Source organism: Gordonia sp. (in: high G+C Gram-positive bacteria) (assembly GCF_049299075.1).
GTDB lineage: Bacteria > Actinomycetota > Actinomycetes > Mycobacteriales > Mycobacteriaceae > Gordonia.
The window spans coordinates 1-2,314 of record NZ_JBAQWU010000326.1 but is presented as its reverse complement, the minus strand read 5'-3'; the positions used below and the strand labels follow the sequence as shown (position 1 = coordinate 2,314).

The window sequence follows — 2,314 nt, the reverse complement described above, 5'->3', positions numbered from 1 at the left end:
GGAACGACCTCCCCTGCTGGCCGGCCATCTGCTGCCCGGGAACTGTCTGCCCCGGTGATGGGAAGTGCCGATCCGGAATAGGTTGCGGCGCGCCTGGCTGCGGCCGGTGCGGAGGCGACCCGGGCGGAAGCGACCCGGGCGGAAGCGACCCGGGCGGCGTCTGCCCGCCTACTGATGCCACCGGATCGAAATTGTCAGTCACAATGCGCCTCCCCATCGCCGACGAGATCACTCGCCGACCGCCAAATGCGAGAAATCTAACACACCCCAATTCCGTGCACGCAATGGCAAACATCCAGGTTAGCGGCGGATCTCCCGAACATTCAACACGACCAGGGCGCCGGCTACCAGTGTCGAGGCGTACAGCAGAGAGACGAAGAGGCCCCACATCGCCTGGGTCGGGTCGAACACGGTTCGGCTCGCGTCCAGCCACGCCGCGTAGTTGCGCGTCGGCAGCAGACCGCGCGCCGGTCCGAGGGCACCGAGGGCACCCAGCAGATGGCCGCCGAGGGTCACCGCGATCGTCCCGGTCACGGCAACGGTCGTATTGTCCCCCGCCAGCGTGGACAGCAACAGCGCGAGCGCGGCGATCCAGGTCAGATAGACCAGAATGTAACCGAGCATCATCGCGAGTCGGATCGGGACGGCGCTGCCGGTGACTCCCGGCCCGGCGATCGGCAGCAGCATGCCCGTCCCGAAGAACGCCCAGCCGATCACGTAGCTGACCACGGCAAAGACGATCGCCGTCGCGGCCACGATCACCGCGAGAGCCGCCGCCTTCACCAGCACAAGTCGGCTGCGCGAGACGGGAACGGTCGCTAGCACCCGTAGGTATCGCCACTGCGATTCGCGAGCGATCGCCTCACCGAACAGGTACGCAACAACCACCACCAGCAGCAGTTGACACCCGAGGTACAGCATCATCACCGTGAAGTTCCCTGCGCTGCTGCTCGCCAGCGCACCGATCACATCGCCCTCGATGACGAACCTGGAGTTGCCCGCAGCCAATACCCCGGCCAGGGCCAGCGGAAGGACGGTCGCCGCGAGCAAAATCACCCAGGTGCCGCGTCGCTGCAATTGCCGACCGATCTCCGTCCGCACACTGAGCGCCCGCGGCGATGGGCCGATCAGCGAGTCGCCGCGGGCGGGTGGAATCGACAGACTGGCACCGACATCAGGCGGCACCGACCTGGGGTTCGCGGCGCGATAGACCGCACTCAACCGATCAAGGCAGGCCGGGGCGTCGTCGAACGCCGCGCCCACGACGCTGTCGAGAGGCCCCGCCCAGGAGATGGCGCCGTCGCGCAGGACCAGCGCATCGGTGCACAGCGGTGCCAGCTCAGGCAATTGATGGGTGGCCACGACAACGGTGCGCCCGGTGGCGGCATACCGGGCGAGGGCGGCGACCAGGTCCCGAATCTGATCCGGGTCCAGCCCGTTGGTAGGCTCGTCGAGAATCAGCACGTCGGGCAGGCCGAGCATCGCTTGGGCCAGAGCGAGCCGCTGCCGCGTGCCCATGCTGTACGTCTCGGCGCGTTGATCAGCGAACCGCGCAAGTCCGGTCAGCTCGACGACGGTGTCGACCTGCGCGTCGGCCCGATCGCGGCCGCCGATCTTCCACAACGAGGTCAGGCCCTCGCGACCGGTCAGGTGCGGCACCACACCGGGTTCGTCGATCGTGATGCCGACGCGGGTGAGGATCGGAGCACCCGGAGCGACGGGAGATCCGAAGATCGCCACCCGCCCCGCGTCGGCTTCGACAAGGCCGGCCATGGCCCGCAGCAACGTCGTCTTGCCTGCGCCGTTCGGGCCGAGGAGGGCCACAACCCGACCCGCCGGGACGTCGAAGCTGACATCGTCGAGGACCACCCGGTCGCCGTACTTCTTCGAGAGCCGGACCACCGAGACCGCGGGCGCTCCGGCCACTGTGATGACCGGACCGCGTCGCCGCCGATACACCAATGCGATCACGCCGGCCGCCGCCCACGCAACGATCAGCACACCGGTACCGATCAACGGGATCAGCTGCGAGTCGGTGACCGGGCCGAAGGAGATCATGATCCGCTGACGGTATCAATCGCGTCCGGAAACCGACGACGGCGGCGGACTACGGTGATGGACATGCCCGCCGGTCGCTTCGCTCCTTCCCCATCCGGGGACCTGCACATCGGGAACCTGCGGACGGCGTTGCTGGCGTGGCTGTTCGCGCGGTCGACCGGCCGCGACTTCCTGATCCGCATGGAGGATCTCGACCGGGTCCGTCCGCGGGCCGCCGAACGTCAGCTTGCCGACCTCGCCGCGATCGGCCTTGATT

At 68.1% G+C, this 2,314-nt stretch carries 2 protein-coding genes; one reads left to right on the top strand and one right to left on the bottom strand.

The window, feature by feature from the left end; genetic code table 11:
• Positions 1-300 precede the first annotated feature (300 nt).
• Positions 301-2,058: an ABC transporter ATP-binding protein gene (locus tag WAW85_RS10090; protein ID WP_422559482.1), complete on the bottom strand. Its 1,758-nt coding sequence runs from the start codon at positions 2,056-2,058 to the stop codon at positions 301-303.
• A gap of 63 nt (positions 2,059-2,121) precedes the next feature.
• On the opposite strand from WAW85_RS10090, the gene WAW85_RS10085 reads away from it, so the two are divergent.
• The coding region (locus tag WAW85_RS10085) for a glutamate--tRNA ligase family protein (RefSeq protein ID WP_422559481.1) at positions 2,122-2,314 on the top strand (193 nt) is incomplete at its 3' end.